Annotated in this window: 22 protein-coding genes; 9 read left to right on the top strand and 13 right to left on the bottom strand. The window is 70.7% G+C overall.

Annotation, left to right across the window (positions count from 1 at the left end; genetic code table 11):
* Positions 1-10: 10 nt before the first annotated feature.
* On the bottom strand, positions 11-1,009 hold the full coding sequence (gene hpnH / locus FRANCCI3_RS13075; protein ID WP_011436992.1) for an adenosyl-hopene transferase HpnH: 999 nt from the start codon (positions 1,007-1,009) through the stop codon (positions 11-13).
* Positions 1,010-1,483: 474 nt separating this feature from the next.
* Between hpnH and FRANCCI3_RS13070 the strand changes: the two genes are divergently transcribed.
* The 6 genes from FRANCCI3_RS13070 to FRANCCI3_RS13050 all read left to right on the top strand — a co-directional run bounded on the left by FRANCCI3_RS13070 (position 1,484) and on the right by FRANCCI3_RS13050 (position 10,082).
* Positions 1,484-2,149 (top strand): TetR family transcriptional regulator, encoded by a 666-nt coding sequence (locus FRANCCI3_RS13070; RefSeq protein ID WP_011436991.1) that lies wholly within the window; start codon positions 1,484-1,486, stop codon positions 2,147-2,149.
* Between the two features lie 314 nt (positions 2,150-2,463).
* Positions 2,464-2,646 (top strand): keywimysin-related RiPP, encoded by a 183-nt coding sequence (locus tag FRANCCI3_RS24615; RefSeq protein ID WP_023841952.1) that lies wholly within the window; start codon positions 2,464-2,466, stop codon positions 2,644-2,646.
* Between the two features lie 271 nt (positions 2,647-2,917).
* Positions 2,918-4,132: an FAD-dependent monooxygenase gene (locus FRANCCI3_RS13065; RefSeq protein ID WP_011436989.1), complete on the top strand. Its 1,215-nt coding sequence runs from the start codon at positions 2,918-2,920 to the stop codon at positions 4,130-4,132.
* Between the two features lie 591 nt (positions 4,133-4,723).
* Positions 4,724-6,094 carry a Dyp-type peroxidase gene (locus tag FRANCCI3_RS13060; protein ID WP_011436988.1) on the top strand — a complete coding sequence of 457 codons (1,371 nt, stop codon included), beginning with the start codon at positions 4,724-4,726 and terminating at the stop codon, positions 6,092-6,094.
* Between the two features lie 346 nt (positions 6,095-6,440).
* On the top strand, positions 6,441-8,141 hold the full coding sequence (locus tag FRANCCI3_RS13055) for a purple acid phosphatase family protein (protein ID WP_035734298.1): 1,701 nt from the start codon (positions 6,441-6,443) through the stop codon (positions 8,139-8,141).
* A 399-nt stretch (positions 8,142-8,540) separates the two neighbouring features.
* The gene (locus FRANCCI3_RS13050; protein ID WP_011436986.1) at positions 8,541-10,082 is read left to right on the top strand and encodes an alpha/beta hydrolase domain-containing protein; all 1,542 of its coding nucleotides are present in this window, start codon (positions 8,541-8,543) and stop codon (positions 10,080-10,082) included.
* A 79-nt stretch (positions 10,083-10,161) separates the two neighbouring features.
* On the opposite strand, the gene FRANCCI3_RS13045 is transcribed toward FRANCCI3_RS13050, so the two are convergent.
* The 6 genes from FRANCCI3_RS13045 to nhaA all read right to left on the bottom strand — a co-directional run bounded on the left by FRANCCI3_RS13045 (position 10,162) and on the right by nhaA (position 15,477).
* A complete protein-coding gene (locus FRANCCI3_RS13045) occupies positions 10,162-10,446 on the bottom strand; it encodes a ferredoxin (protein WP_011436985.1) in 285 nt (94 codons plus the stop codon).
* Between the two features lie 57 nt (positions 10,447-10,503).
* The gene (locus FRANCCI3_RS13040; RefSeq protein WP_011436984.1) at positions 10,504-12,036 is read right to left on the bottom strand and encodes an NADH-ubiquinone oxidoreductase-F iron-sulfur binding region domain-containing protein; all 1,533 of its coding nucleotides are present in this window, start codon (positions 12,034-12,036) and stop codon (positions 10,504-10,506) included.
* Positions 12,033-12,644, bottom strand: a complete 612-nt coding sequence (locus FRANCCI3_RS13035) for a ferric reductase-like transmembrane domain-containing protein (protein WP_011436983.1) — start codon at positions 12,642-12,644, stop codon at positions 12,033-12,035. The genes FRANCCI3_RS13040 and FRANCCI3_RS13035 overlap by 4 nt, the downstream gene beginning before the upstream one ends.
* On the bottom strand, positions 12,641-13,693 hold the full coding sequence (locus FRANCCI3_RS13030) for an FAD:protein FMN transferase (RefSeq protein ID WP_011436982.1): 1,053 nt from the start codon (positions 13,691-13,693) through the stop codon (positions 12,641-12,643). Before FRANCCI3_RS13030 ends, FRANCCI3_RS13035 begins: the two co-directional genes overlap by 4 nt.
* Before the next feature lies 1 nt (position 13,694).
* Positions 13,695-13,976: a hypothetical protein gene (locus FRANCCI3_RS13025; protein WP_011436981.1), complete on the bottom strand. Its 282-nt coding sequence runs from the start codon at positions 13,974-13,976 to the stop codon at positions 13,695-13,697.
* Between the two features lie 172 nt (positions 13,977-14,148).
* Positions 14,149-15,477, bottom strand: coding sequence for a Na+/H+ antiporter NhaA (nhaA, locus tag FRANCCI3_RS13020; RefSeq protein ID WP_011436980.1), 1,329 nt, complete (start codon positions 15,475-15,477; stop codon positions 14,149-14,151).
* An 89-nt stretch (positions 15,478-15,566) separates the two neighbouring features.
* On the opposite strand from nhaA, the gene FRANCCI3_RS13015 reads away from it, so the two are divergent.
* Positions 15,567-15,965, top strand: a complete 399-nt coding sequence (locus FRANCCI3_RS13015) for a hypothetical protein (protein ID WP_011436979.1) — start codon at positions 15,567-15,569, stop codon at positions 15,963-15,965.
* A gap of 124 nt (positions 15,966-16,089) precedes the next feature.
* On the opposite strand, the gene FRANCCI3_RS13010 is transcribed toward FRANCCI3_RS13015, so the two are convergent.
* The 5 genes from FRANCCI3_RS13010 to FRANCCI3_RS12990 form a co-directional block, all read right to left on the bottom strand.
* Positions 16,090-16,449, bottom strand: a complete 360-nt coding sequence (locus FRANCCI3_RS13010; protein WP_011436978.1) for a group I truncated hemoglobin — start codon at positions 16,447-16,449, stop codon at positions 16,090-16,092.
* A gap of 390 nt (positions 16,450-16,839) precedes the next feature.
* Positions 16,840-17,049, bottom strand: a complete 210-nt coding sequence (locus FRANCCI3_RS13005; protein ID WP_011436977.1) for a YncE family protein — start codon at positions 17,047-17,049, stop codon at positions 16,840-16,842.
* A gap of 164 nt (positions 17,050-17,213) precedes the next feature.
* Positions 17,214-17,867, bottom strand: coding sequence for a hypothetical protein (locus FRANCCI3_RS13000; protein ID WP_011436976.1), 654 nt, complete (start codon positions 17,865-17,867; stop codon positions 17,214-17,216).
* A gap of 97 nt (positions 17,868-17,964) precedes the next feature.
* Entirely contained in the window at positions 17,965-18,285 is a 321-nt protein-coding gene (locus FRANCCI3_RS12995; RefSeq protein ID WP_035912391.1) for a hypothetical protein, read from the bottom strand.
* A 116-nt stretch (positions 18,286-18,401) separates the two neighbouring features.
* On the bottom strand, positions 18,402-19,112 hold the full coding sequence (locus FRANCCI3_RS12990) for a hypothetical protein (RefSeq protein ID WP_011436975.1): 711 nt from the start codon (positions 19,110-19,112) through the stop codon (positions 18,402-18,404).
* 338 nt (positions 19,113-19,450) lie between these two features.
* Between FRANCCI3_RS12990 and FRANCCI3_RS12980 the strand changes: the two genes are divergently transcribed.
* On the top strand, positions 19,451-20,485 hold the full coding sequence (locus FRANCCI3_RS12980; protein ID WP_011436974.1) for a hypothetical protein: 1,035 nt from the start codon (positions 19,451-19,453) through the stop codon (positions 20,483-20,485).
* A gap of 103 nt (positions 20,486-20,588) precedes the next feature.
* On the top strand, positions 20,589-22,394 hold the full coding sequence (locus FRANCCI3_RS12975; protein WP_041257912.1) for a hypothetical protein: 1,806 nt from the start codon (positions 20,589-20,591) through the stop codon (positions 22,392-22,394).
* Positions 22,395-22,417: 23 nt separating this feature from the next.
* On the opposite strand, the gene FRANCCI3_RS23500 is transcribed toward FRANCCI3_RS12975, so the two are convergent.
* Positions 22,418-26,143 carry a CHAT domain-containing protein gene (locus FRANCCI3_RS23500; protein WP_011436972.1) on the bottom strand — a complete coding sequence of 1,242 codons (3,726 nt, stop codon included), beginning with the start codon at positions 26,141-26,143 and terminating at the stop codon, positions 22,418-22,420.
* Positions 26,144-26,237 lie beyond the last annotated feature (94 nt).

Here is a 26,237-nt window from a genome sequence, read left to right as displayed (position 1 = left end):
GGGGCCGGTCTCAGCGGGCCGCGCGGATGGATTCCCGCAGGGAGGACAGGGTCGCCGCGAGGGCGGTCGGTTCGTAGCCGCAGTGTGCCATGCAGTTCGCGCAGCGTGGGTCGCGGCCTCGTCCGTAGGCCTCCCAGTCGGTGGTGTCAAGGAGTTCCTGGTAGGTCTTGGCGTAGCCGTCGCCCATCAGATAGCACGGCTTCTGCCAGCCGTACAGGGAGTAGGACGGAATGCCCCAGGCCGTGCACGGGAAGTCGATCTTGCCTTCGAGGAAGTCCAGGAACAGGGGGGAGTGGCTGATCCGCCAGTTCTTGCGGCGGCCGTCGGCGAACGCCTTGCGGAACAGTTCCTGGGTTTCCTTGACCCCGAGGAAGCTGTCCTGGTCGGGGGCTTTCTCGTAGGCGTAGGCGGGGGAGAGCATCATCCCGTCGACGTTGAGGTCGTTGTTGAGGAAGTCCAACACCTCGATCACGGTCTGAGGGGTGTCGGTGTTGAAGAACGTGGTGTTCGTGGTGACGCGGAAGCCGCGGCGCTGCGCCTCTTTGATGTTGTCCACGGCCTGGGCGAACACGCCCGGCTTGGCCACGGACTTGTCATGGCGTTCCTCGAGGCCGTCGATGTGTACCGCGAAGGACAGGTACGGTGACGGACGCAGCTTGTCGATCTTGCGTGGGATCAGGAGGGCGTTCGTGCACAGGTAGATGAACTTCTTACGTTTCACCAGGCCTGCCACGATGTCCTCGATCTGCGGGTGCATCAGCGGTTCGCCGCCTGCCAGGCACACCACGGGGGCGCCGCACTCGTCGACGGCGGCGAGCGCCTGCTCGACGGGCATGCGCTGTTTCAGCACGTCCGCGGGATGTTGGATCTTGCCGCAGCCCTCACAGGCGAGGTTACATGCGAACAGGGGTTCGAGTTCGAGGGTGATCGGGAACTTGTCCCGTCTGGCGAGTTTCTGTTTGAGGAGATAAGCGCCGATCCTGATTGCCTGGCGCCGCGGAATGGCCATTTTCACCCTCCTGGTGTTGGTCTTCGGTCGCCTGGTGGGTGGAGTCGCGATGCCGCACTGTTCCGGTCAGTGACTGTTCCGGTCAGTGTAGGTGTGTGGTGTTGAGCTGGTGGATTCGGCGTGGGTCGGAGTGGGTGTGGGGTGGAACTGAGGTGGGTGTCCGGTTTGGGCGGGTGGGGGGTGTCGGTGGGTTGGGGGTGATGGGGAGGGCGGTGGTAAGAGCGCGGATTGCGGCGGGGCGACGGCGCCGGAGGTGGCGTGTGGTGTGCCGGGCGGGACGGTCCGGCCGGCCTTCGGCGGGGTGGCCTTGTGGTGGTCTGGACTATCCTGCCGTCTGGCCCTGGGCCAACCACTGCACCCGCCGGATGCGGCAGATGTCTCACGCCATCCGGAGAACCATCCGGTAGGATACTCGGTGTGGTCCTGGGCGGCGGGGCCGTTCCCGGGCCATCCCCACGATGCGGAGGCTAGCGCGTGCCCCCCTCGGCGAACACGGGCTCGAAGCGCCCCCGGTCGCGGCGTGCTCGGGGATCCATCAATGCCCCGGGGATTCTGGCGGGCGTCTTCGAGTTTTGTCGGGACACGCCGGTAGATCAGTTGAGCATGCCCCGCCTGGCCGCGTATCTCGACGTCGGTGTCACCAGCATCTACTGGTATTTCAAGAGTAAGCGAGAACTCCTCGATGCCATGGCCGAGGAAGCACTCGTCTCTTTCTATGAGAGCATGCCTGCCCTCCGCGGTGACGCCTGGGAGGACGTGCTCCGCGAGTTCTTCAAAAATTTCTATGCGCTGCTCGCCGTCGACGACCTGAAATGCGACCTGATTGCACGTCGTATCGGTAGTCTGACCTACCAGGAGACCATCACCTCCTGGCCGCGGGCGGCGGAACTGCTGGCTGGGCTGCGGGATGCCGGATTCCCGTCGTCGCTGGCCTGGCACGCTTTCTTCACGCTCTCGACATACACCCGGGGCTTCCTGCTCACCGAGCGGCCGGCTGAGGATCCGGCCGCGGCGGTCCCCGCGGCGGCGCAGCCTTCCGGCGTCACCGTCCCGGAGGATTTCGAGTTCGGGATCACCAACATCATTCTGGGCCTGCGCACCCTGCTGCCCGAGGACGCGCGCGACCGCGACGTCGCCTAACGCTCCCGTCCGGCCCCGCAGGGCGCCTTCGATGCGGCGTGGGACCTTCGACGGCTGCCGGCCCGTGAGTCGGGGCTTCGGCCGGCTACGGCGATGATCTTCTTGATCGGCGCCCGTCTCCACCGCGACTCCCGCCGGTGCCACCGAACCAGTGATGAACCAGCAATGGACAGCAAAGGGGCAGAATCGAAGATGGTTGGTCACAGGCGGTAAGTGGAGGTCGGAGCTGGGACGCCGACGGCAGCCACGGTGTCGTCTTGATCGCCGAGAGTTACATGGATCGAATAAGTCGAAGTCGGACGGAGGAATCCGGCATGAAAGCAACATATGAGGCACCGACGCTCCGGGCCGAGGGCTCGTTCCGGCAGGTCACCGGTTTCTTCGGGGGCTGGGGCTGGGGCTGGGGCCACTGGGGCGGCTGGGGCCACTGGGGTGGCTGGGGTCGTTGGGGTGGCTGGGGTCGTTGGGGTGGCTGGGGTCGTTGGGGTGGCTGGTGATCCCGGCTCCCGACAATCCAGCAACCCGACCAGCAATCTGACGATCGGTCAACCCGACAATCGGGAAATCCGACAATGCGGGGAAACCGGGAAACCCGACAACGCGGGGTAACCCGACAATGCGGGGAAACCGGGCAACCCGACAAGTGGGCACCACGACATCCGCTGGCGGTGCTCCTCTCCGGGGCGACGGTGGTGACGAGCCGGCGAACGGTCGTTGCCACCCGCCGTCCGGGTCACGCCGAGGAGGAACACAGAGGAGGCACCTGCGGTGAGGATCGTCTGTGTGGGGGGCGGACCGGCAGGACTTTACTTCGCTATCTCGGCGAAACGCCGTGACGCCAGCCAGGAGATCATAGTCCTCGAACGCGACCCGCCCGGGGCGACCTACGGCTGGGGGGTCGTGTACTGGGATAACCTTCTGGACGTCCTTTTCCGCAACGACCCAGGCAGCGCTCGTGCCCTGCGGGCTGCGTCCACTCTCTGGCAGGAACAGCGGATCAGTCTGGGCGGATCGTCGGCGGCATATCTCACCGGCTACGGCTTCAGCCTGCAGCGGGCCGCGCTGCTCGAAATCCTCGCCCGGCGGGCTACCGATCTCGGCGTCGAGGTGGAGTACCGGCACGAGGTGGACGACCTGCGCCCGTATGCCGACGCCGATCTCGTCGTGGCGTCCGACGGCGCGAACAGCCGGGTGCGCCAGCTGGCCCAGGACGATTTCGGTACCAAGGTCGAGATCGGCGGTAACCCGTACATCTGGCTCGGCACCGACAAGCGCTTCGACAGCTTCACCTTCGCCTTCGAACGGACCTCCGCGGGATGGATCTGGTTCCACGCCTATCCGTCCAGCGTCGGCGTCAGCACCTGCATCGTGGAATGCTCCCAGCGGACGTGGAAGGGACTCGGCCTTGATCTCCTGAGCGCTGAGGACGCGCCGCGGATGCTGGAAAAGATCTTCTCTGGTCCGTTGGACGGCCATCCGCTGATCAGCCAGTGCCGCGGCCGGGCGGCGCGGTGGCTGCGCTTCGCCGATGTCACCAATCGGAGCTGGTACCACGACAACGTCGTGTTGATCGGTGACGCCGCCCACACCACGCACTTCGCCTTCGGGTCGGGCACGGCGCTCGCGATCGTCGATGCGGTCGCGCTCGCGCAGAGCATGTACGACAGCGGCGGCGATCTGCCGGCCGCGCTGCGAGATTTCGACCGGCGGGGCCGGGCGGCCCTGGGTCCTCTGCAGGCGGCGGCGCGGACGAGCATGGCCTGGTTCGAACGGGTGGACCCATACCTCGATCAGGATCCGGTGTCGTTCGCCTACTCGATGGCGTCGCGCCAGGGCGAACAGCCGCCGTGGCGCTACCCGGTGCACCGTGTCAGCCAGCACCCGGCCGTGCGCAGGGCGCTGCGCGGACTGAACTCGAGTGCACGGTGGGGCTTGGCCCGTCGCCGGGGCGAACCCGTCGCCCGGAGAAGCGCGGAGGGTTAGTCAAGGTCGGCTGGGGCGTTCGCCGAGCGCCCCGCGGTGGTTGACGGCGCCCTCCACGGCAGATCATCTTCCGTGAGCTGCCGAAGATTTCCACCGGAAAGATCGAGAAGAACGTGCTGCGTGGCTGGGGCAGCGACCCGAACCTCTGCGACCGGTGAGATCCGCCGGGCCGGGCATGGTCCCGCGCGTCGGTGACGTCGTCGTTCCCGCACGCTGATCGGTTCCTCGTGTCGCCCGTTGGCAGGCCGTTCGGCATTTCCGCTTCATTCTGTATCTATGTGTAAACGTTCGACGACACGACGTCTCTAGGCCCGGGATGGGCGGCGCTGAGTGCGGTTCGACAGTCACTATGCGGGACATGCACCTCACGGACATCGCGGAACTGCCCTATGATCCATGCGAACACCTCACCGGACGGCTCACCCGGGTGTCCTCCGGTGACAATCGCCGCCCTGACGTCGGCCCGAGGATTGCCGGCCCGAGGATGATGTCGGATCTCACCGCGGCGCCGGTATGGATCCCGTGAGCGACAGGACGGATGGAACCGGTATGGCTGAAACTGGTATGTCCAATAGAGCCGGTAGGGCGGGCGTGTCGGACATTGTGGACGCTGCCGATGTAACGGATGTCGCCGATGCGACGGATGCGGTCCGGGAGAACCGCCCGATCGGTCCCCACCGCCGCAGGGTGCTGCGGGGCGCCGGGCTGCTCGGCTTCGGCGGTGGTGTCGCGATCGGGGGAGGCCTCGGGGGAGTCATGGCCCTCGACGGCGGTGTCGCCGTTGCCGCGGAACGTCCCCAGGAGGACCAGTCGGGCGGGACGGACCGCGTCGCCGCGGTCCGTCGTGAGGCGCTGGCCGGGGTGGTGGGCGACGGCCGTCACCAGCCCGGAATCGCCGACCGCCCTCCCGCGCAGCTCGTCTTCACCGCCTACGACCTGACGACGTCCGGCCCGGCCGCGGTCCGCACATCCCTCGCCGCGGTGCTGCGCACCTGGACGGCCGCCGCCGCGGTGCTGATGCGAGGCGAGCCGCTCGACGGCGCTGAGCGGGACACCCAGGGACTCGGACCGGCGGGGCTGACGATCACCATCGGGCTCGGCGCGTCCGCGCTGCGCCGCGCCGGTCTCGACGCGCAGATACCCGCGGAGTTCGCGGACATTCCCGCGATGCCCGGTGACCAGCTCGATCTGGCGCGCAGTGGCGGGGATCTCGGCGTGCAGGTCTGCGCCGAGGATCCGATGGTCGCGGTCTCGGCTTCCCGGCAGATGCGTCGTCTCGCCGCTCAGGATGCCAGGCCCCGCTGGATCCAGCGGGGATTCCTTCGTTCCGCGGCGGCCGCGTTCAACCCCGGGTCCACCCCACGCAACCTGATGGGGCAGATCGACGGCACGGACAACCCGGGACCGGGCACGCCGCGGTTCGACCGGGCGGTGTGGGTGTCCAGCGGGCCGGAATGGATGCGGGACGGGTCCTACCTGGTCTGCCGGCGTATCCGCATGCTGCTCGATGCCTGGGCGCGGCTGGACGAGACGGCTCAGAGCGCGGTCATCGGCCGCCGTAAGTCCGACGGTACCGCGCTCTCGGCACCGCCGGTGGGGCAGGGCGGCGCTGAGACCATCCAGCCGGACTTCACTGCCCGCGCCGCCGACGGCAGTCTCGCGATCGCCGGCAACGCCCATGTCCGGCTGTCCCACCCGTCGTTCCACGGTGGGATCGCCATGCTTCGTCGCGGCTACTCCTATGACGACGGCCTGGACTCAGCCGGCGAGCCGGACGCCGGCCTGTTCTTCGCGGCCTACCAGGCCGACCCGCGTACGGCGTTCGTCGCGGTGCAGCGGACCCTCGCGGCCGGCGACGCATTGAACACCTTCATCCGGCACACCTCCAGTGCCCTGTTCGCCGTCCCGCCCGCGGCGCCCGCGGGCGGCTTTCTCGCGCAGGGGCTCTTCGGCGCCGGCTGAACGATGCCGGCTGAACGATGCCGGCTGAGCGGCGCTGAGTGCGCCCTGCGTGCGGGTGGCTCCGGCTGACGGAAACGCCAGCCGGAGCCACCCGCGGGAGATACCCGTTCGGGAATACCTGGCGGATGCCCGAGCGGGTACGGCCCAACCATGGGCCGTACCCGCGCACTGGGCACGGCTGCCGGCAGGAATCAGGAACAGGATGATCATAGAGCAGGCTGATGCCCGTCAGCAGGCTGACTCCGCCAGGGCCAGGGAAGTCCTCCCGCGATGTTTACAAATATTTCGGTGGTTCGCCACCGTGTATTTGCAATATTCGACAGGCGACGGGCCTACTTTCAGCGGTATGCCTGTGAGTCCTCCCAGCGAAGTGGTGGCGTCGGGTGTTCCGGCCGGTATGGCCGAGGACATGACAATCGCCGAGCAGTACGAATGGCTCCAGACCTTTCTCCGGCGGCGGCCGGTCAGCCGACGCGGGATTCTGCTCGGCGGTCTGGCTGGTGCCGGCGCGGCGAGCCTGTTCGGCACGCCGTTCGGCCGGGCCGCCTACGCCGCCACGAACGACAGTCCCCTGCTCGTGGGCGGCAGGCACACCGCCTTCGGCGCCGATCCGTCCCGGCAGCTTCGGCTGGCGGCGCAGTTGTCGCGTAACCCGGGCCGCGGCAAGGTTCTGGTCGATATCGGGCCGGGACGCGGTCTCGGCGGCACGGTCGAGGCGGAGATCCGACCGCTGCTGTCCCAGGTCCCCCAGGCCGACGGCTCGATTCTCGCCGTCGAACAGTACTACGTGCACGCGGCGTTCGACAATCTGACGCCGGGCCGGGAATACTACTACCGTTTCCGGATTCCCGGTGGGGAAGCCACCCCCGTGCAGGCGGTCCGCACCGGACACCGGAAGGGACGCCATGGCGGCCCGTTCCGGTTCACGATGATGGGCGACCACGGTTCGAACACCACCCCGCCGGGCGATCCGAAAGGTGTGTTCGATGACAATTACTACAAGGCCGACAACGCCCCGATGGTCGCCCACGCGTCGGCTGTCACCGCGGCCATCGCCCGCCAGGACCCGGTGTTCCACCTGCTCGCCGGGGACATCAGCTACGCGGACCCATCGGGTCAGGGAAGGCCGCCCAAGCGGACGGCCGCCGGCGTATCTCCTACCGGTTTCGACAATTATGACCCGACCGTCTGGGACGTCTACCTGGCCGACATCGAGGTCAGCAGTGCCCGCACGCCGTGGATGTTCGCCACCGGCAACCATGACATGGAGGCGCTCTACTCCCCGCACGGCTACGGCGGCCACCTCGCCCGCCTGGACCTGCCAGGCGGGGGGCCTCAGGGCTGCCCGAGCGTGTACTCCTTCGTCCACGGCAACGTGGCCGTGCTCTCGCTGGACGCCAACGACCTCAGTTATGAGATCAAGGCGAACACCGGATATTCGAACGGTGCGCAGACGTCCTGGGTCGAGAGCACGCTGAAGGGCTACCGGAACGACCCGGATATCGATTTCATCGTCTGTTTCTTCCACCACTGCGCCTATTCGACGACCGCGCAGCACGCCAGCGACGGCGGCGTCCGCGGCGCCTGGGCGCCGTTGTTCGACTGTTACCAGGTCGACCTCGTGCTGCAGGGTCACAACCACCTGTACGAGCGCACCGACCCGATCCGCGCGAACGCACCGACCCGCGAGGCGCCCGACGGCTCGACGATCGAACCCGCGAAGGACGGCACCACCTACATCGTCGCGGGCAGCGCGGGACGGCCCCGCTACCAGTTCCAGACCGGTGAGCCGGAGTCCTACCGAGGAAAAATCGTACCGGGCTCGAACGTTGTGCCGAACAGCTATGTCTGGCAGGCCGACGGGACGAAGGCACCGGAGTCCATCAACTGGTCGCGGACCCGTTTCGACGACTACGCCTTCGTGGCTGCCGAGTCCGATCCGGGCCGGCCCGGCGGGTACTCCACCCTGACCATCCGGGGCCTGGACGAGCATGGTCAGGAGTTCGACCGGGTGGTCCTGCGCCGCGCCGTTGCGCACGGCCACTGAGCCGCATCCGCGCACGTGCGGCCCGCCGTCGAGGGACGAGCGGGCCGCACGGCCGGGGCAAAGTGGTCCGACGGGTGGTCCAACGGGTGGTCCAACGAGTGGCCCGATGGCGCCGTACCCGTACCCATTCTCGATGTGCGGTGTGGTCGCGGCATGCCAGGCGCGTCCCGCGGAGTGAAACCGCACACCGGCTCGGAGGTGGCACCTCTCCACGCGGCCTCATCGAGGCCCGCGCGGACCACGAGGCTCCTGACCATCGGATCGTGATTTATGTCCCGGTCACGGGTCAAAAGTCCCCGGAATATGACATCTGAGCAACGGCGGCCATCGGTTCGATGCGCTCGCGTGCGGCACGATGGATCGTGGATCCGTGCGGCGAGCGCGAGAGGAACCGAATCGATGGAGCTGATGGAGATGGCGTCGGTGCGAGTCGACGGGCCGATCGCCGGCCAGGCGAGCCTGATCTCGACGTCTTTCGATCTGGCCTCCATCGGCTATCTGGCGGAGGAGTTCTTCGTGAGCGGAACCGCCGACTCCTATGCCGCGACGGGTCCGATCACCTCTGATGGCAGATGGGACGTGGTGGTCGCCGGTCAGGCGCCGTTTCGGACCCGTCTCATCGTCTACCGGCCTGCCGACCCGACCGCCTTCAACGGCACGGCCGTCGTGGAATGGTTGAACGTCTCTGCCGGAATGGACGCCGCCGCCGCATGGCTCACGACGCATCGGCATCTGCTCCGCGCCGGTTTCGCCTGGGTGGGGGTGTCGGCGCAACGCATCGGCATCGATGGGATCGACACCGCCGAAGGGGCCGGTGTCGAAGCGAGGGCCGTTGCGGACGGCGGTATTGCGGACGGCGGCGATGCGGGCGAAGATGGTGCCGGGGAGCAACGCGGCACCGGTTGGTGGCCGATCGTGCCGTCGCTTAAGAGCGCCGATCCCACCCGTTACGCGATTCTGTCCCATCCCGGTGACGCGTACAGCTTCGACATCTTCCGTCAGGCCGGGGAAACCGTGCGTCGCGGTCTCCTCGATCACCTTCGTCCGGCGCGGATGATCGCCGTGGGCGCATCCCAGGCGGCGTTCTTTCTGGTGACCTATGTAAACACCATCGCGGCGCGGGACGGTGACGGCGGTGACCGCGATAGGAGCCGTGCCGCCGGCGGTGGCCATGGCGGTTTCGACGGTTACCTGATCCAGGGCCGCCCGGGGACCACGGCGTCCCTCGACGGTCGGGGCGGCCCGACCCTGGCCGGGGATGTCCGGCTGCGCACGGACGTCGCGGTGCCCGTGATGGTCGTGCAGAGCGAGACCGACGTCGTCGGCGTGCTTGGCGCCGTGGGCGCCCGCCAACCCGATAGCGACCGGTTTCGGCTCTGGGAGATCGCCGGTGCGGCGCACGTCGACACCTACACGCTCAAGGCTGGTTTCCGGGACGACGGTGCGCTGCCTGCCGCGGAGCTGGTACGCCTTCTGGTGCCCAGCGCCGCCCCTTTCGGCGTCCCGTTCACCGCCGCGATCAACAGCGGACCGCAGCAGCACTATGTCGCCCAGGCCGCGATTGCCGCGCTGGACGACTGGATCCGTTATGGTGTCGCGCCCCCGTCCGCGCCCCACCTGCTAACCGCCGCGACGGATCCAGCGGTACTTCTCCGTGATGCGGACGGCATCGCCCGTGGTGGCGTGCGCACTCCCTGGGTCGACGTTCCCATCGCCGTCCTGTCCGGCCTGGGGCAGAACCCCACCGACGCCTCCGCCATCTTCGGCTCCACCCGGCCGCTGGATTCCGCCACACTCGCCGCCCGTTACCCCGCCGGCGCCGCGGACTATCGCGCCGCTTTTACCCGGGCCACCGACGACGCGATCGCGACCGGATTCCTGCTCGCCGAGGACCGTGAGGAGATCCTCGCCCTCGCGGCCGCCAGCTACCCAGGCAGGTAGCGGTAGCGCGGCTTTAGCAAAGTGGTAATGCGGCGGTAGCGTAGCGAGCGAGACAGCGGACATCGGCCGCCGGGCCCGGCTACCCCTGTTCCTGGCCGGCGAGCAGGTGTAGCGCGAGCCGGGGACAGGCATCCGCCGCCCGACGAGCATGCTCGATCAGCTCCGTGGAGACGGTGATTTTTCGGGTCGACTGTCCGGTCGTCCCGCGAGCCAGCGGATAACCCGCTGGATCGCGGGTCAGCAGCTCGGGTAGCAGCTCGACACACCAGCCGCGGCCGTCACACGCCGTCCAGTCGATCCACAGCCGGGCCGGGCCGGCTGCCGCGCCGGCGTTTGTGGTGTTCATGGCATCTGTGGTGTTCATGGCATCTGTCTCCCCTGTGGATTCTTCGTCGACGTTGCCTGGTCGGGATGGGTGTGGTCAGGATGCGCACGCCGAGCCGAGGCAGCGGCCCTCGGCGTGCGCCCGGATATCGTCGACGAACGTGCGCAGCGCACTGTGCACGAGGCGGGCCGCGCCGTCCGGGTGGTGGCACGCGCCGCGACCGGCGACCAGGGCGGCGAGGCGCAGCGCCCGGATGGCGGACTGTCCCGGATCGCCAGCCCCCTGCACCGGGCCGCCGGACCCGCCATCCGTTCGGGCCATCCCGGCCACGGCGTCCGCAAGCTGGGGCAGCCCGCTGACGCATGGCCCGCACTGGCCAGCGTTCTGCGCGGCCAGGTACCCGACGATGCGCGCGGTCTCGACGAGCCCACAGCCCCGGGCCGGGAGGACGGCGACCACTCCGGTGCCCGGTGCGGCACCCCACGGCGCCAGCGCCGCCCGGGACATCGCGATCGTCGCTCCCGGGCCGCCGGGCAGCCACGCACCGCTGTAACCGCCGACCCGGAAGGCCCCGACCTGCTCGGTGAAGCCGCCCGCGAGCTGCGCGAGAGTGCCGAGCGGGGTGCCGAACGGCACCTCGACGACACCGGGCGCGGCGACCGCTCCCGTCACGGTGGCCAGGAACGTGCCCGGTTCCTCGGCGGTCCCGACCGAGCGGAACCAGCTGGCTCCCCACCGGGCGATCAACGCGAGGTGCGCGAGTGTCTCGGCGTTCTGCACCAGGGTCGGACGGCCGTGGAAACCGGCCTCGGCGAGCGGTTGCCAGTGCGCGCGCGGCCGGGCCGCCCCTCCCTCCAGCGCTGCGATGACGGCCGATGCCTCCCCGGCGACGAAGGTCTCCGGCGCCTCCCGGATCTGGACGGTGAACCGGTCCCAGCCCGCGGCCCGCCGTTGGGCCAGCGCCCGCCGGACCGCCGTGACCGCCGGACCGGGTTTGAGATAGACGAAGGCGTCATCGGCCCCGACCGCCTCCGCGGCGAGCTGCAGGCCGTCGAGGACGAGGTGGGGCGCCACGGTGAGCAGGGTGACGTCCTTGGCGCTCTCGGGTTCCCCTTCGGCGGCGTTGGCGACGACCACGGGGTGCGCGCTGCTGCGGTACCGGTCGGCTCGGTGCCCGGCGTTCCGGTGCTGGCTGCCCCGGTGCGTGCTGCCCCGGTGCGCGCTGCCGGAGTGGCTGCCGTCGAGGCAGGTGCCCTCGGCGCTCGCGGCGAGTTTCCGCCAGGTGGGGAAGGCCGCGCCGCCCCGCCCGGTCAGCCCGGAGTCGTGGATCTCCGGAAGTAACCGCCCGGGTCCGCCGCGCCAGGGCAGCGGTCCACACTGTCGGTCGTGCGCGGCGAGGTCGGACGCGGCTGCGGTCAGCAGCCGTCCGGCCGGGACGTGATGCGCGGGGAGGCCGCCCGCGCCGGCCGCGGGCCGTACCGCGTGCATGGCCGCGGGCCAGGGCTCGCGCCCCCACCCGGGCTGGGCCTCAGGGGAGCCGGCGCGGCCGACGTCGCTGGTGCCGGTGGCGATGCTGGTGCCGGTGGGGATGGACGGTTGGGCCGCTCCGGTGGCAGCGCGGATGGTCATGTCTGCTCCGATCTGGGGGTCATGGTTGTGGGCGCCGCCGGTTGGTGTCGCGGGCTGGGGGGCCGGTGTGGGCGGGGGAGGATCCTGAAGGAGGGGGAGCAGCGCCAGGCCGCGGATCCGGCGACGGCGAGCGCGCAGGCCATCGCGACGGCTCGCAGCCACGGCGTGCCGGCGTCGGTGCCCGAGCCCAGGCCGTGCGAGAGGGCGAGTGGCCAGGCGCCGTAGGCGGCCCAGTGCACTGCCCGCCAGGCGCGCACGCCGAGGCGCCGGCGGAGCAGACTGGTCACGACCACGGCGATGAGAAGGTCGGCGGCGACGGTGCCGAGCCCGACCCACAGCGGTCGGTAGCCGGCGCCGAACGGCAGGACCACATCCGCAATGCCGAGCTTCGCGTACGGGTCGAGCAGCAGCGTGCCGATGTGCATGGCGAGGAGCACGACCGCGAGCAGGCTCGCGCCGCGGTGCACGGCGCCGATCGCGAAACCGGGCAGACCCGCGAGGCCGCGACCCGAGCGGGCCACGATGCCGAGGACGACCGTCAGGGTGAGCAGCAGCAGGCACGTGGTGCCCGTGCCCCGGGCGGCGTACCAGAGGGCTTCGGTGCTCATCGGCCGGAACCTCTCGGCCGTGTCGCCGATCCAGCGGACGTGACTCGGGTTCCATCCTCGGCGGGCGGAGCCGTCTCGGCCCGGTCTACCCGGACCCCGGCCACTCCGGCTCCGGCCACTCCGGCTCCGGCCACCTTGGCCCGGCTCGGGGCGGGCCAGCCAGCGGTCGTGACGATCGAGCCGTCCGTGGCGACGAGCCGTGCCGGCATCCCGAGCCGGCGCAGCCAGCCCACCGCCGCGGAACCACGGACGATCGCGGCGGTGCTCGCCGTGTTCGCGTCGAGGCAGCTCGCGGCCGCCACGGTGGCGGTCCGCCAGACCACCGGCGCGGGCTGGCAGGTGCGCGGATCCAGGATGTGGTGCAGGAGCCGCCCGCCGCGCCGCCACCGCCGCCCGAGGGTGCTGGACGTCGCGACCGCGCTCCCGGCGGCCAGGGTGATGGTGCAGGCGGGCTCGCCCGGGCGGTCCTGGACCCGAATGCGCCAGCCGCCCTCCGGCGCGTTCCCGGCGGTGGCGACATCCCCGCCGAGGCTGACCAGCACGCCGGTGTCGAGCCGTTCGGCGACCAGAGCGGCGCAGCGGTCGGCGGCCTGCGCCTTCGCCGTCGCTCCGAGGTCGAGCCGCGCGTCGTCCGGCAGCGTCAGTGTGTTCCCGGTCAGCCGGATCCGCTGCCAGCCCGGCGCCGGCCGGTGCACCACCCGCAGCCGCGGACCGTCCGACGGCAGCAACGTGATGTCCCGGTCGTAGCCGAGAGCGGCGAGCGGTCCGCCGACGGTCGGGTCTACGTCCCCGTCGGTGCGCCGGGCCGCGAGGAGCGCCGCACCGACGAGGTCTGCCAGTAGCGGGCTGATCCGTTGCGGCGTCCCATCGGCGTGATCGAGCTGGTTGATCTCCGCATCGGCCCGGAAACGACTGGCGACCTCGTCAACGGCCGCGAGATGGTCCACGACGATCTCCCGGGCGGCGGCCAGTGCGCCGGGCTCGGTCACCACGAGCCGGGCGGTCGTGCTCCACACCGACCACTCGACCGCCGCTGCCGCGCCGGGCATCTCAGGAACCACCGGTCGACGCGTGCGTGGGACCGTCGGCGCTCCCCACCGTCGTCCCGCCCGACCAGCCGCCGGACGAGGACGCGCTGTCGGAGGTCGACGATGAGGTGGATCCGTTACCCGAGGTCACCGAGCTGTCGTCCGTCGTCGAGGACCAGGTGGCCGCGGATGCGGAATGCTCATGGGCCAGCACGCCGAAGCCGATGGCTCCGGCGGCCGCGACGGCTGCCAGTCCGGCGGTGACGGGGCCTACCCGTCGGATTCCCTGCTCACGTGTGGCCATGGCCGGTGTCCTCCTACCCTGCCGGCGCTCCGGGAGGAGCCCCGTGACTATGAGGGTGGGAGTCGGTCCTGTGTGTTACCTGTGCGTCACCTGTTCGATTGCCGAGGGCGGAACACCCCACGGGCGTGGGGTGGACTTGATGGTGCTGCACGAGCGGACCGACCGGACCGGATCACCCCCACGGGCGTGGGGAGGACCGGTGCAGGTCTTGGTAGACGTCGGGGATGCCGTCGTGGTCGCGGTCGGCGGTCTCTGCTTCCTGGAGCCGGCGGTAGACGCGATTGCGCAGACGTAGCACGACGGCGGCGAGCAGGGCGGCGAGCAGAGAACCCGTCAGGACAGCGATCTTGACATGGTCGTCACGTGCGCTGCCGCTCCCGAAGGCCAGTTCGCCGATGAGCAGGGAGACGGTGAATCCGATACCGGCCAAGACCGCGAGCCCGAGAACGTCGGTCCAGGTCAACCCGTCGTCGAGGGTGGCGCGAGTGAAGCGTGCTACCAGGAAGGTAGCGGCCATGATCCCCAGAGGCTTGCCGACGACGAGACCGAGCACGACACCGAGGGCCGCCCGGTCGCTCAGCGCCGCGCTCAGTCCGCTCAGGCCATCGACGGTGACTCCGGCGGAGAAGAACGCGAAGATCGGCACCGCCACCCCGGCCGACAGGGGCCGCCAGCGGTGCTCGAAGTGCTCGGCCAGCCCCGGTCCCGCCTCCGGGCCGCCGGCACGGGTACCGCGGAGCACCGGCACGGCAAACCCCAGCAGCACGCCAGCCACGGTGGCGTGCACGCCGGAGGCGTGGACCAGTGTCCAGGTCGCGGCGGCCAAGGGCAGGAGGAGCCACCACGAGCGCACCCGGCGCTGGACCAGCAGAGTGAACAACGCCAGCGGCACCAGCGCGCCCAGCAACGGGAGGATCGACAGGTGGCGGGTGTAGACGACGGCGATGATGACGATGGCGAGCAGGTCATCGACGACCGCGAGGGTGAGCAGGAAGGTCCGCAGACCGGACGGCAGGTGCCGGCCAATGACCGCCAGCACCGCCAGCGCGAAGGCGATGTCGGTGGCGGTCGGGATCGCCCAGCCCGCTGAGGCGTCACCGCCGACGTTGACCAGCGCGTACAGCACGGCCGGAACGGCGACACCCCCGCAGGCGGCCAGGACCGGGACAGCGGCCCGCCGAGGGTCGCGGAGGTCTCCGGCGATGAACTCGCGTTTGAGTTCCAGCCCGGCAACGAAGAAGAAGATCGCTAGCAGGCCGTCGGCGGCCCACTGAGCCAGGGTGAGGTCCAGGTGCGCCCAGGACGGGCCGAGCTGGTAGGACAGCATCGACTGGTACGACTCTGACCACGGCGAGTTCGCCCAGCCCAAGGCCAGGACCGTCGCGGCGAGCAGCAGCCCGCCACCGATGGCCTCCCTGCGTAGGATCTCGGCGATCCGGCGAGCCTCGGGCCACGACCTGCGGTCGAACAGGCTGAACCGGCGAGACGGAACTTGGCCCACGGCGGTGCTCCTCACCAAGGGGTCGGGTCACACGTTGCCGACCAGACTTCCCGGCGCACCGAACCCACCGTAGCCGAGTCGGCGTTAACATGCCCCCCATACCAGCCGAAACGGCTAGGCACACCCGGCACGGGGCCGGCAGGGGACCCACCCACCCCGAAGCACTGCCTCACCACGCCGGCTACAGCCTCGCCGAGCAGGCGGTGATCCCGACGCCGAAGAACGCCCTCCCCCTCGCACGGCTGACCAGCAGCGACCTCGTCGAGGACAAGGTCAGCACCTGTCCCGGCGTCGAATCCGTCCGCGTGGTTTGCTGCTTCGTCGACGCGGACAGCTACCGCTGGCTCGACCGCACCCGACGGCACCCGCTAGCCGAGAAAGGAAGCCGCCGGGACGGCTCGTTCACCACCAACGACGTCCGTGCCATCCTTGCCCACAGCATCCCCGTCGCCGACGGCGATTGGCGTCGACCTCCATCTCTCACATGATGGCGTCCATACCGAACCCGGGCGGTTCGCATTTGCAACTGTGCCCCGCCCGGTTTCTCTCGTTCGAGCCGGGTGCGGCTTCACTAGCCTGGCCGCGCAAGGTCGTGTATGATGTGAGGTATTACTACTTCGATATCGTGACGACGTCGGAACGCAGCGGGGCGAGGGCCGCTCCGATCTGGCCGGTGGTTTCCGTCGGGACACCGAGGCCGGTCAACGCCGCGAGCAGATGGTCCACCACCGCGTCGAAGTGGGCGTCGGTGAGGCCGAGCGTGGCATGTACCGCGGCCATGTCCCGACCCCGGTAGACCTCGGGACCACCGATCACCGCGGCGATGAACGCTCGCTGGTGTTCCTTGAGACGGGGCAGGTCCCGGTTGGCAAAGAGGGGTGCAAGAACGGGATCGGCCGTCACCCGGACGTAGAAATCGTCGACCGCGGCCTGTACGGCCGTCGCGCCGCCGATAGTGTCGTAGATACTCATCAGAGGTCTCGCTTTCGCAGGAGAGGACCGACCGGAGGTCGTTGACCATGTTTGTTACCGTGGCTGCACTGGTACCCGTCCGCCAGGTTCACTGAACCACGGGCACAATTTCCTTGAAAGAGTCTAATGTCCGCGCGGCAGAGAAAGATGGCAGGCGAACGCGGGCCGTCCGGCTCCTTCCGCTCGCGTGTGGGCAGAAGCTTTACCTGTTGAAGGACGGCTAGGAAGGAGCGCTGTCCTCCTCGTCCGGCGCGAGGAAGGCCCTGGCGAAGATCCGCAACACCGAGGACCTGTGGACACAGGTCGTGGCACTACCGTGAACCCCCCGGGTTCGGGGGCCATCGGCACGACGATCACTCTCACGGCGGCGGTCAGCCGGTGACTGGGGCGTCAGCCGGTGACGGCCCCGGTGGCCGTGTCGACGACGGACACGTCGTTCCCACCGAAGTTGGTGACGTAGACACGGCTGCCGTCGGGAGCCACCGCCACTCCGAAGGGGAGCACGCCGACTCCGATGGCGGCGCTCACGACACCCGCGAGCGGGTCGACCACCAGCACCTGCCCAGTTCGGATGCTGGCCACATAGGCGTGGATGGTCATCTCAGCCCGCATCCCGACGGTCGATGGACCACGACCGAGCGTAGTAGCCGGAACGGCAATGGTTGATCAAACCAGCCGATCGTCGATAGCCGATCTTGCTCCATCTCGAATCGGAAAGACCCAGATGGAGAACGCTCCGTATTCCGTATTCCGCGGCGCGGTGGCTACGGGCAGGCCTGGCGCTGCCGGGTGCCGCGGCTGCCCCCCACGAAACTCACGAAGTTCGTGGGGTTCAGCGGCGAACCGAGGCGGTAGCCGCGGTTGAAGCACGAGTAGTTGTGGACGTTGTACGACTGCATGTGCACGTGCTCGCCGGTCCAGCAGCCGGCATCGCGGGGAAGGCCGGTGGCCACCGCGCCGACGGTCGAGTCCCAGCGATTGATCCACTGGCCCACGGCGAGGTTCGCGGCGGGAACGAGGTGTCCGTAGGTGACGGAACCTGTCCGGCGCTCGTTGACGTAGATTCCCACGTTCACAAACTTTCCGCCGCCGCCGTAACGGCAGGCCTCACCGATCTGGTCGACCCGGGTGGCCACCGGGTAGCCGCCGGCCTGGGGCGCCACGAACACCTTCACCGCAGCTCCGGGAGCGGCGGATATGTCGCCGGACCAGTCGCCCTGGTCCTGGTCGTGGAACAGGAAGTGGTGGGTGGCCGGGTCGGAGGTCCAGGTTCCCGCCACCGGGGCACCGACCCAGACCTCCGGATCCGGCGTGGAAGCGGACGCGGCCGACGGGGCGACGAGCGCGACACCGGCGAAGGTCAGTATGCCGACCAGCGCGGCCGCGGCCGAGCGCAGTATTTGCGGAACTGTGCGCATGAGTGAACTCTCTCGCTCGCTGGGAACCGGGTAATTGCCGATGAAAAGCGATGTGAGCTGACCGGGTGGTGCGTCCCGGCGGGTGGTTGCGCCTGGTTCAGCGGTCGTCGGAGGAGGGCGCCACCGGCGGTACGGTGCGGCTGGCGGCGGGCTGGTCCGCCGGAACGCGGCGAAATCCGCCGCGCTGGTCACGTTCGAAACGGACCGTAGGCGGGGGCATCCGACGCGCCAGCCAGACGGCCAGGGTGACCGGCCAGAAGCAGACCAGGACCATGCGTGTCGCGAACCATCCGTACCCTCCTTCCAGCTCGGACGGCCCGAGCTTCCGCATGGTCGGGAGTCCGGCTCGGGCCCGGACGACGGTGGCTCCGACAACAACGCCCACGAACCACAGAAGGAAAACGATGGCGCCGCTCATGATGAATCTCCTGCTTCTTCTTCCGGATGATCTGAAAGGCGAGAGGGTGCCGTCCTCCTGGCCCGGACGGACGGGGCTCGGCGGAGTTGGGCCGGCCCGCTGCGTGGGCTCGCCCATTAGGCGCTCAGCCGGGTGACCAGGGCGACCACGGTTACGGGAAGTCGTCCGATGGCGCTGGCCGCCCGGACGTAGGCGGCGGAGACAACGGTCAGGACGAACGGCGTGACCGGGCTTGCCTGTACGCCGTAGACGTCGACCTGGAAGCCCCGGTGATTCGACCAGTTGTAGGCGCCCACCAGCCCGTAAGCGACCGTGAAGAGAGCCATCAGGACGCCGAAGAGAATCCAGGGCAGCGCGAAGATGACTCCGGCGGTCTCGGCCGAACGCCGGCGCAGGCCGGCAGTCACTGCCACGACCGCGACCGTCAGTGATCCCCACACGTGGTAGGCGTGCACCGAGTCGTTGTGGTTCCAGGACAGGAACGGATGCAGCCGGGGGCCACTGAGGGGGATGTTCGCGAAGATCAGGTAGCTCGCCCCGTAGCCCATCGTGGAGGACAGCGCCACCCAGGCGACCAGCAGCGCCGCAGCGCCGAGGACCGCACCGACTGCGGTCGCCCGGGCTGCCCAGCCGATCTGGAGCAGGCGCCGCACCTGCCCACTCACCCGGCGCAGGCCTCGCCGCCCGGCGTTCGCCGTGGAGATCCACGAGTTCACCAGGAGGTAGAGCTGGAACAGCAGGACGATCAGCGCCGCCGGACCGAAGATCTTTATCAGGTAGGTGAGGGCGAGATCGTCTGGTGTGGGGAGCTGGTGCAGGAGATCCACGGTCCGGATGCCTTTCCTCGCGTCGTGGCGGACCCGACGGGCGGCGGGTCAGGTGACCGTCCGGCCGTTCGGTGACCGGGCGTCGACCGGTCGGTCGGCACCAGGCGGTGCGCCCGCGAAACGTGGGCCGCTGGTTGGGATTGACGGACGGCTGCCTGTGAACACGGCACTCGTCGGCGGCGGCCTGCACCGTGAGCACCGGCGGCGGACGAAAACCCCGGCGTTTTCCCCGCGCTGGTGGGCGGCCGGCCCGGTGCCGCCCTCCACCGTCCGTCAGTGCCTGTGTCAGGGTCGGCACTGGTAACGGCGCCTCACGTCGGGAGATGAGGTCGGCAGCTATGGACGTCGCACGGAGACCTGGGCTCGGCACGGAGACGGGTCCGCTCGCCTGGGACGGGTTTGCCCGCGTGGATTACGTCGACCAGACCCCGGGCCGGCGCGGGCGCGGCCGTCTACAGTTCACCCTGCTGACCGTGGAGCAGACGATGGAGGCGGACGTGCGCCCGGGGCTGCGGGTCGCGTTCGTGGCCGACGATCCGGACGGGCCGCCGGTCTTCATCGGTGTCCGGACCATGGGACGGCGTATCCCTGGGGATCTGCGCGAGCTGCTGGGGGCGAGTGTCGTGTCCGTCGCCGAACAGGTGCTCGCCGGGCCACCGCGCAGCCGGTGGGCCCGGCTGGATCTGCGGGTCCTAGATGCGCTGGCCCTGGCCTGGGCGCCCTACCGGGAACAGGTGCTGGCCTCGCACAGGGCCGCCGCCGGCCAGGAATCGACCGCGACCACAGAGCCGGATGCGGACCTCCCGATCGACGCAGCTGATCGGCGGCCGCGGTCCGGCTCGTGGGACGGCGGGCTGTGGGCGCTGCTCGCGGTGGACGAGCTACGCGATGCCGACGTGGACCTTCCCGGGGCCGCGAGCCTGGGAATGATGGGCGGCAACTCCGGCCTCGGGCCGATGCACGCCACGGACGGGCCCCAGCAGCGCGGGGACGATCCGGCCGAGCCGGGCGGGGCCTCCGATCAGTCGGCGCACCGCGCGGAGGCGGCCCGTGGCCGCTGGGAGATCCCACGCGACCTCGCCGGGCTCGCCGGCATCGAACGCACCCTGGACTGGGAGATCCACGCCGGGGAGGTGCATGTCGTGGCCCGCCGTCGCCCGGAAACCTCCGTCGGCGCCGTCGGCGGCCAAGGGGACTTCGCCGCCTGGCCGAGAACGGTCGAGGTCTCGTTCGACAACGGCAGCGGCATCTGGACGCCGCTTGCGCCGCACCCCGACGGAACGCTGCGGGCCCAGCTCACGATCACCGTCGTCCTGGCGCAGCTGCCCGCTGTCCGGGTCCGGGTGACCGATCCAGATGGCGCAGGGCCGTGACCTGCCCGTCAGGGGCCGCCGGCGGGCACCGGGCCGCCGCGGGCGGCGCCACGCTCCGGCATCGACACGTACGTACGCCGCATCGGCAAGGAACGCGGAGACCATGACTGACCTGCCCGACCGTGCGCAGCTGGAACGCGCCGCGCGCGCCGTCCTCGCCCAGCTCGACTCCTACGACCTGGACCGCGTCTTGGCGAGCGGCAACGGTCTCGACGACCTGCTGCACCGGATGGTGGTGCGCGCGGAGGAGGTCTGCGCTCTGTGGCCGCAGTCGATCCCGCCCGACCAGCACGAGCTGCTGGCGCTCTGCGTGCTCACCCGCACCCGGGGCAACGAGGGCGTGCACATCGTCGCAGGGCGCGCGGCGAGCTGGTTGCGGACCTATCTGCAGGTGCCCGGCCTCGCCGTCCCCGCCGCGTTCGTCGTGGCCGAGAAGGATCCGGTGCCACTCATCCGAGCGATCGACCAGGCGTACCGGGCGGGAACCGCCCTGGCCACCGAGCGCGCGGAGTGGCCGCTGCACCTGACTCTCGTCAGCGCCGTCGCGGCCTGCCAGCGGCCGGACCCGGCCGGCCCGCAGCGCACCACGGTTGAGCTGGCGGCGCAGATCCTCGACCGTGGGATGGAGCTCGCCGCCGCGTACGAGGCCGGCGACACGCCGCTGCCGGACGTTCCCCTGCCCGTCGTCGGTGACCGCCGCTTCCTGGTGCAGCTCGCGGCCTATGCTTGCGCCGCGCGCGAACTGCGCGAAGACGGCGCGCGCGGCGAGCCGTTGGCCGAGGTCGCCGCGTACGTGCAGGAGATCGCGCAGTGGACCCGACGGGAGATGTCCCGCCGCCGTCGACACCGGTTCGACGGCAACGAGGGTTTCGACGCGGCGATGTACTTCGCCGCCGCGGCAGACATCATCGACCGCAGTGCCGACCGCGATGGCGATGAGAGCGTCGGCAGGCCCGGTGGATCACCCGCGGCTGGTGCCGGAGCTGCGGTGCAGCCGCAGGCCGACGTGGTCTTCCGACGGCTCACCAGAGGTCTGGGCCGTGGCTGGCTTACCGCGAACAAGAAGATCGCCTCCGTGCAGCTGGAGACGTTGCCGCCGGCGCTGGCGCCCGGGGACGACACGCGGGTGCTGACCCGAATCATCGCGGTGGACGCGTTGGCCGACCGGGTCCTGGGCGTGCTGACCGCCGGCACCAACCGGGCGGACCGTGCGGTGCTGGCCAACTGGGTGTGCGGCTCGCGGGCCGTCGACCAGTTCCGGGTCGGCGGTGATGACGACCTGTACCTGCTACTCTCCCGGCTGCGCCGGGTGATGCTCGCCGTCGCCGACCCGCAGGCGAGCCCCGCGCGGCCGCTGGAACCGGACGCGGCGGACGTCGCGGCGATGAGAACTGCGCTGCGCCGCCGGATCGCGGCGGCGATATCCCTCGACGCGGGTCGCCTCGACCCGCAGGAACTCGTGGCGGCGGCACTGCCGCCGCTGTGGACGTCGCGGCAGCCGGTGATCCGCGCGCTGCGGGCGCAGATCAGGAACAGCGCGGACTGGACGGGCCCGCGGTCGGCGCTGCGCCGGGCGCCGGAGATCCTCGCGGCCCGCGCCGTGCGCGGCCCCGGCCAGATCACGCGCGACACCATCGAGCCTCAGCACGCCCCGACCGGCCGCTGCATCACGTTCGACCCTGCCAACCTGGACGCCGCACCACGATGCGGCACCCGGGCCAGCCGGCTGGAGGTGGACCCCGCCGAGATCTGCCCCGCCCGGCCCTGGGGCGAACCGGGCCGGGTCGACAGCCGGGCAACGATTGGTGATTTGTTCAATCTGAGCGTCGCCTCCGTCCGCGGCTACCTCAACCGTTATCGGGAGAACCCGGACCGCTGGGCTCCCCTGATCGAGGCCGACCAGCCCTGAGCGGCCCAGGCCCGGGTACGCGCTCAGGCGCCAAGGTGGACGAGCCCGGCCCAGGCGGCCGGGTCAACGAAGGGGAGCCACGCGTCGTCCACCATGGCCGCGGCGACCGGGCCGGGCATTGTGGCCGGCGCCGTCCGGTAGGGGTCCAGCGCCCAGTCCTGGGCGGCCTGCATGGCCTCGGCCGGTGAACAGTCCTCCACGACCAGGTTGTGGTGCAACACGAACATCATGGTGGCCGTGTACCTGTCCGGCAGATCCCACAGAGAGCCGTACACGGTGCGGGCGCCGGCGGCGAGGAACGCGGTCGCGATGCTGAACGCCTCGTCGTAGTCCGCACCGGTGACGTTGGTCGAGCAGGCAGCGAGGAACACCCGCTCGACGCGGGTGGCGGCGCTCTGCTCGGCCAGCAGCTCGCGGGCGGTCAGCGGCCGTCCGTCGGCGAGCTCCAGATGCGACGCCGCCGGGTCCGCGGGGACGGCGAAGCCGTGGCACGCCAGGTGGAGCACTAGGCGGCGGGCGCCTGGCCGGCGCAGCCAGGCGAGCACCTCGGCCGGCGTCCCGTCCCCGGACGCCCCCGCGCCCGCCACCGTGGCCGGTTCGCGGCCCGACCGGGACGGCCCCCCGCCCAGCAGCATGGCGCGGGGGTAGAAGGCCGATGGTAGATGCCAGGCGGCGTCACCGGCAGGGTGGGACGCCGCGCCCACCGGATTGCCGACGATCAGCACGTCGCCGTCGGCAGCGGCGGGCATCGCGACCGTCCGGCACAACAGCCGGGCCGAGGGGATGTAGGACACCGTCGCCCGCTGGGCGAGCCGGGTGCCGCCGCCGGTTTGATGACCGGGCGCCTCGACGTCCAGCACGGCGGCGTGCCAGGGCACTAGGCCGAGCACCCCCACCGAGGTGATTACGAAGGTCGGCCAGGTGGTGTCGGCCGCGACAGCCGAGACCCGGTCCAGCAGCACCTCGGCGATGCGACCCGCCCACTCGGTGAGCTCCGCCAGCGCAGCGCGCCACGCCGCCAGCGCGGCGCGCGACGCCGCGAACGCGGCCGCTGGCTCGGCCACACCCTGCCTGGCACCCTCACCGCCTGCAGCCTGGCGCCAACCCGCGTACGCCGCCAGGTACCGGCCCATGGGGGAGTCGTCGGCGCTGACGAGCCCCGGGTGCTCGACATGTTCCACCGGTCTGGTCCCGTCAGCCGGGATGATGATGATATGCCCGGGCCGGTCGACGCCGGGGACCAGATAGACGAGTGCGTCGGAGCCGTGCGTGCCCACCGCTGCGCGGATCTCGCCGATGCTGGGTGGAAGCAGCAGGCTGTCGGGTCCGGCGGCGGACTCGCTCAGCGCCGCCAGCACAGCCCGGCGCAGCGCGGACCGTTCGGCCCCGTCGGCGAACCAGCCGGGGCCTTGCGCAGCCGGGTCGGCCTCGGCCGGTTCGAGGCCTGCGGCTGCCCAGGCCTGCGCGAGGTCGGCATGCCCAAGCTCACGCAGCTGCTCCGCGGCCGACCGGGTGGTCACCGCCGCGTGCAGGACGAGGCCGCGGCCGGCCTCCACGGCGGTCACCAGGTCGTCGCGGGCCTGCTCGTCGCCGCCCCGCAGGTCCTCGACACACCACTCCAGCACCACCCGGGCATCCGCCGCCGCCCCGCGGGCGACCTCCAGCGCGTCTCGGGTGCCCGACTGCAGCAGCACGAGCCAGGCGTGCCCGCGCAGGGCTCGCAGCGCCAGGCGGCGACCTCCGGGCAGGTCGCCGGGCTCGCCGCGCAGTCGCCGGGCGCGGGCGGCGGTCATGACGACCATCGGCCACATCGGGTGGTCAGGACCGTCGAACCAGTCCAGGACCGCCTGGGAGCGTGCCACGGCGAGCCGGGCGGCGGACCGGTCCCCGGTGACTCCCGCGAACAGCTGCCAGCCGTGGGCGAACAGCTGCGTGCCCATGGCCCGCGGGGGTGGCGGTAGCTGCGCACTGCTGTCGGCCCAGGCCTGGTCGGCGTCCGCGAGGCGGGCGCGCAACTCGGCGAGGCGATCCGCGGGCGCGCCGGCTGAAGTCGCCGCGATGATGCCGGCGATCACTTCCGCGGCCGCTGCCTGCGCGACAAGGGCGTCGCAGCCCGGGAACGCGGCGAAGACGTCGGCGATCTCCCGGAGCTGACCGACGTCGAGGCGCCGGCTGACGTCGAGGTACTGGCTGACCTCGATGAGGTGACCGGGCTTGCCCGTGTCGGCGGCAGGTGGCTGCAGCCTGCCCCGAAGGCCACCGCCCAGAACCTGTGCCAGCGACCGGGCCAAGACGGACAGCAGCTCGACGGCGGTGCGGGCGCCGTCGGCCGGCATGCCGACCAGCAGCATCTGACCCAGTCGGGCGAACAGGGAGATCGCCGTGGCGCTCGGGTCCGCGGAGGTCCCGACCAGCTGCTCGGCGGCCTTCACCCGGCCCAGGTCGCCGGAGAAGCCACCGGCGACAGCGGAGATGAGGGAGAACAACGCGGCGGCGTCGTCCGAGTGCTCGGCCGTGCGCATGGCCTCGGCGGCATGCTGCAGGCCGAAGTCCGCGCCGGGCCGGGGCCCGGTGCCGAACATGGCGCGCAGCAGACTGGTCATCGCCCGCATCGCGGCCCGGCTGCTCGACCAGCCCTGCGGCGGGTCGGGGTGCGCGTCGGCGTAGCCGAGCAGGCGGTCAAACCTGTCCCCGGCCAGCGGGAACGCCTCCAGGCCCTCCTGCACCAGCCGGCGGGTGATCTCGTTCCCGTCGACGATGAGGTACTGCAGCGTGAGAATCTCCATGGCCACCGTCGCGCGGATCTCGGTATCCAGTTCCGGCCGGTCGACGATCTGGTCCGCGAGTGCCAGCACGGCGCGGATGTCCGCCAGCAGCGCGTCGTCCACGCCGCCCGCGCTGCGCCGCTGCTCGCGCAGCCGGTCCGCGACGAACACCAGCGCTGCCGGCGCGAGGAGCTCGGCGGGCTGACCGTGCCGTACCGCCGCGGTGAAACAGTCGACCGCCTCGTCGAACAGGGCGTCGTCGTCATCGAGCCGGCTCCACGCCCAGTAGGCGTGGCCGAGGCTGTCCCAGGTGTCGGCGACGTTTTGGGCGCCGCCGATGCGGAGGGATTCGCGCAGCCAGTGGACGGCCTGGGCCCAATCCCGGGTGGTACCGCTCTGTTCGGCGCGGTCGAAGACGAGCTCTGCGTAGTCGGCCACGATGCCCGGGTCGGCGGTGCCCGCGGTGACCATGGGCGCCAGCAGGTCGAGCGCGGTGTCGCGGGCGGCCGGCACCGCGTCCTGCTCGTACCAGACGATCAGGAGCGCTGCGTAGCCGAGTAGGTCCTGCGGACCGAGCTTGCCCGCGTCGGCCAGCGGGGCGAGCAGGCGCATGGCGGCGTCCCGCTCGGCGGGATCGCGACCGTTGACGTAGCGCTCGCCGTGCAGCGCGCCTTCCATGGCATCGAGTTCGGCAATGCTCAGGGACGGGCGGCCGCCGGGCCGGGGCGCCGGCCAGCCCCGGCGCCACCACAGCACCACACTGTCCCAGCTGCCCAGATCCGCCTGGGCGAGCTCGCCCTCCCACTCGGCGATGAGCATCGCCAGGCCCGGCGCGCCGGAGTGGCCGGGCGCGAGGTCATATGCCTGAGCCAGCAGGCCGACGGCGGCCCGGGCGGCAACCGGGTCCCCGTCGCGCTCCGCGGTGGCCAGTAGATCCAGCGCCGGGCCGACCAGCGCGTCGATCTCCAGATTCAGGCCGTCCACAGCGAATCCCCCGATGCCGACCAAGCTGTCCAGTGCTGGCGACGAGCCGCCCTGCGGCCACCCGTCGCTGCGGGCGCAGCGTATATGTGCCGTG

Source organism: Frankia casuarinae, assembly GCF_000013345.1.
Taxonomy (GTDB): domain Bacteria; phylum Actinomycetota; class Actinomycetes; order Frankiales; family Frankiaceae; genus Frankia; species Frankia casuarinae.
Note: the sequence above shows the minus strand (reverse complement) of the source record. Positions and strands in the feature narration are given on the sequence as shown.